Source organism: Candidatus Omnitrophota bacterium, assembly GCA_016929445.1.
Classification (GTDB): Bacteria; Omnitrophota; Gorgyraeia; order JAFGIU01; family JAFGIU01; genus JAFGIU01.
On record JAFGIU010000087.1, the window covers coordinates 1 to 4,007 of the forward strand.

Genomic DNA, 4,007 nt, shown 5'->3' on the forward strand with positions numbered 1-4,007 from the left:
GGTTAATCCGTGCCGGATCACGCGCCCCCGCCTGGCCGTGGCTGCCAGGCCTTCGAGCCGGGCCTTGGCCCCGTTCAAACGCGCACGCAGTTGCGGCTGGGGCAAAAAATCCAGACCCTCGTCCGGGAAATCCAGGGCCGCTTCAATTTCCGCCAAGACATCCATCAAGGCGCTGCGCGCCTGGCAAATCATTCCTGAAAGCCGTCCCGACAATTGCTCGGAAGCCACACGCAGGCCCAAATCCGTTTGGGCACGAATCAGATCCAGGACCGCCTCCGCCTGGGTTAGGTCCAGACGCCCGTTCAGAAAGGCGCGTTTGGTGAATTCTCCGGGCTCGGCCAAGCGCGCCCCATTGCGCACCAAAAGCTCCAAGACCGCGCGCGTTGAACGAATCCCGCCGTGGCAATGGATTTCAACCACATCTTCGGCTGTGTAACTCTTGGGGGCCCGCATGCTCACAAAAAGCACTTCATCCAAGGTCTCGCCCGAGGCATTGACGACCCGGCCCACACGCAGCCTGTGCGAAGCCGGCATCTTGAGTGCTTCCCCTTTGGCATTTCGCGCCACGGATTCCGCCAAAGCCAGGGCCTCAGGGCCGCTCACCCGCACAATCCCAATGCCCCCCTCCCCCAAGGGGGTGGATATTGCCGCAATCGTGTCTTCGGTCATGACCAGTGAGCCGCGCGCTCTGGGATGGGAAAGCTTTCTTTGAGCCAGTCGCGCGCTTCTCCCACAACAAAGATGGAACCCGTGACAAGGATGGTGGTGTCTTCTCCGTAATTCCGCGCCACGGACAGGGCCTCTTCCAAGGCCTCGGGCACGCTCTCACGAATGCGAACCGGAATGCGGCTCGAAGGCAAGTTGTCGGCCAACTCCCCCACGCTCAGGGCGCGCGGATTATTGGGCTGGGTTAACACAATAGCCGAAGCTGCGGGCACCAAGGACTGGCAAATCTGGCGCACCAGTTTGTCGCGGCAAATTCCCAGCACCAGGACAATGCGCCGCGTCCCGGGCATGCGTGAGACGGCCTTTCGCAGGGCTGTAACACCCACCACGGTGTGCGCGGTATCCAAAATGATCCGGGGAGGGCCGGCCCAAACTTCCATGCGGCCCGGCCACTGCACTTCCTGCACTCCCTTAATCACGGCGCGCACGCCCAAAGGCTTTTTCTTGAAGCGCGCGAAGAGTTCTGCGAGCCCGATGGCCACACCTGCGTTCTCGGCTTGGTGCTCACCCAGAAGCGGCATGCGCAAAGTCCCGTAATCCGCATCCAAACCCTTCACGCGAAATGTCTGCGCATTTTGGGTCATGGCCAAGGACTCCGTCTTGATATCCTGACCCACCCAATAGAGGGGCGCATTCTGCGCTTCGGCTATCTGCTGCGTGAGTTTGGCCACACTCTTCCACTGCGGAGACGTGACCACCGGCACACCGGGCTTCACAATGCCCAGTTTTTCCGTGCCAATACGAATGAGGCTAAAACCCAACGCCTTGACGTGTTCGCGGCTAATACGCGTAATCCCGCAAGCCACGGGTTCCACGACATTGGTCGAATCCAGGCGGCCCCCAAGCCCTACCTCATAAAGGGCCACATCCAGCCGGCGTTCGGCAAAGTACTTGAAAGCGACAAGCGTGGTCACCTCAAAGAAGGTCAGCTTCTCCCCCGCCCCCAGGGTCTGCTCATAGGCATTGATTTCAGGGGCCAGCCCGGACACGATCCGGGCAAAATCCTTCTCAGAAAGGGTCTCATCCGAGTCCGCAGAGGGGCTCCCAAAAGGGCTGGAGCCCGTATTTGAGACCCTAAAACGTTCTAAAAAAGAGGACAAGTGGGGAGAAGTGTACAGTCCGACCCGGTATCCGGCGGCCTTGAGAATGGAATAAGTGAGCGCGCAAGTGGAACCCTTGCCCTGAGAGCCCGCCACATGCAAACAAGGAACCTGGCGCTCCGGATGGCCGAGGCGCTGCACCAAGTCCTTCATTCGCTGTAACTTAAAGACTTTCTGGGTCTTGTAACCCGTCAAATTTTCGTAGTTGACTCTGCTCTGGAGATAATCCAGCGCTTGCTCGAACGTCATCGGGACCTCATCTAACTACTTACAGCACAGGACCTTATACCACCATACCTAGTTTAAGCAGGAAAGCTGCCAGATCTAGTGCCTAAAATGTCTCATTCCTGTAAAGACCATGGCCATCTTGGCCTTGTCGGCCGCGGCCGTTGTCTGCTCATCCCGCACCGAACCCCCGGGCTGAATAATGGCCTTAATCCCGGCCCGGGCTGCAACAGTCACACCGTCGGCCATGGGAAAGAAACCGTCGCTGGCCAGGACCGCGCCCTGGGCCCGGTCCCCTGCCTTTTTAATGGCCTGTCTCACTGCATCCACCCGGCTCGTTTGCCCGGCCCCGACCCCGACCACAGCCTCCTTTTGCACCAAGACAATGGCATTGGAGAGCGCGTGTTTGGCAAGGGTCCAGGCAAACTTAAGAGATTTGAGTTGGGCCTCGGTGGGTTTCTTGCGCGTCACAACCCGCAGGCGCCCCAGCTTGCCCGTGTCCGCTTCCTGAACCAAGAGTCCCAAGCCCAAACTGCGAATGCGCGGCGGGGCCTGCTTGGGCGGAGTATAAACCACTAATCTCAAATTCTTTTTGGACTGCAAGGCCTTGCTTGCCTTGAGTCTGAATCCCGGCGCCACAATGCACTCAATGAATCCCAGCTCCAGGAGAATCTCCGCGGTTGGCAGATCGACTTCGCGATTAAAACCCACAATACCGCCAAAAGCCGAAAGCGGATCCCCTGCCCATGCCTGGGCCAAGACCTCGGATAGGCGACTCCCCACCGCAGCCCCGCAAGGACTGCCGTGTTTGATCACGCAAGCAGCCGGGCGTGTGAACTCATTGGCAATATTAGACGCGGCTTCCAGATCCAAGAGATTGTTGTAGGAAAGCGGCTTGCCGTGCAGAAGCTGCGCGCCCAAAACGCTCCGGGTCTCACCGGCCGGCGCATAGAGAGCCGCAGCCTGGTGCGGGTTTTCACCGTATCTCAAAGGAAGAACCTTCTCCGCACGAATCTCCAAAGCGCTGCCCGGCAAACCATTGGAAGGCACAGTCAGAGTGCCTGCGCGCTCCTTCAAAGTACTCCAGACAAAGCGGTCATAATTGGAAGTGGCCTCAAAAGCCTGTATTGCCAAGTCCTGAACCGTCTTTTCGCTAAGCGACCCGCCGTTTTCCTGCAACTCTTGAAGCACATTCTCATAACGCGCTGGGTCACACACGGCCGCCACGTGCCGCATATTCTTGGCCGCGCTGCGCAACATGGCCGGCCCGCCGATATCGATATTTTCCAAAAGCTCGGCGATTCGCACGCCGCGCTGCTGCGCCACCTTCTCAAAGGGATAAAAATTGACAACCAACAAATCGATCGGACGCATACCGCGATCCTGCAACTGCTGCATGTGATCCGGATTGTCGCGCAGAGCCAGAAGAGATCCAAAGACTTTGGGGTGAAGGGTCTTGACGCGGCCGCCCATGATTTCCTCGGCGCCGGTGTATTCGCCCACGGAAAGGACCGGGATTCCCTCCTCCTCCAGGAGTCGTGCCGTGCCCCCGGTGGAAAGAATCTCCACCCCCATCTCGTGCAAGCCCCGCACAAATTCAGGAAGGCCGGTCTTGTCTGTCACACTGACCAGCGCCCGACTCACTCGGACCATGGGCAACCCTCTCGTATGTTTGAAGAAAAGACTTATTTCCTGCAGAAAGAATGGCCCCCGCTGAATGGGGGCAGAATATATTGACAGGAACTTGAATATGCTAACAGAATATTTTTTTGAGTGTCAAACACACTATACGCAACTTACTCAAATCAATTATGTTATAGAGGTTCAGAAAAACGGCTCCGGAGTGAACAGGACGCAGAAAGGCAACTATCGCAAAATGCAGTGTTTCTTAGCCCGGATATTGCATGAGAGTTCGAGCAAAAGGGACGCAAAGGACCGGTAATGCGAGACGTGCGA

Annotated in this window: 3 protein-coding genes; all 3 read right to left on the reverse strand. The window is 57.8% G+C overall.

Features of this window, described 5'->3' with window-relative positions; genetic code table 11:
• A partial coding sequence (locus JW937_07130) for a tRNA uridine-5-carboxymethylaminomethyl(34) synthesis GTPase MnmE (GenBank protein ID MBN1587184.1) occupies nt 1-669 on the reverse strand: 669 nt, incomplete at its 3' end.
• Nucleotides 666-2,075, reverse strand: coding sequence for a bifunctional folylpolyglutamate synthase/dihydrofolate synthase (locus JW937_07135; protein ID MBN1587185.1), 1,410 nt, complete (start codon nt 2,073-2,075; stop codon nt 666-668). The genes JW937_07135 and JW937_07130, both read right to left, overlap by 4 nt.
• A gap of 75 nt (nt 2,076-2,150) precedes the next feature.
• Nucleotides 2,151-3,704: a bifunctional phosphoribosylaminoimidazolecarboxamide formyltransferase/IMP cyclohydrolase gene (purH, locus tag JW937_07140; protein ID MBN1587186.1), complete on the reverse strand. Its 1,554-nt coding sequence runs from the start codon at nt 3,702-3,704 to the stop codon at nt 2,151-2,153.
• Between the last annotated feature and the right edge of the window lie 303 nt (nt 3,705-4,007).

What these genes read in the sequence shown, in the direction of transcription:
- purH (MBN1587186.1), bottom strand. Translation starts at nt 3,704, where the DNA reads ATGGTCCGAGTGAGTCGGGCGCTGGTCAGTGTGACAGACAAGACCGGC.
- JW937_07135 (MBN1587185.1), bottom strand. Translation starts at nt 2,075, where the DNA reads ATGACGTTCGAGCAAGCGCTGGATTATCTCCAGAGCAGAGTCAACTAC.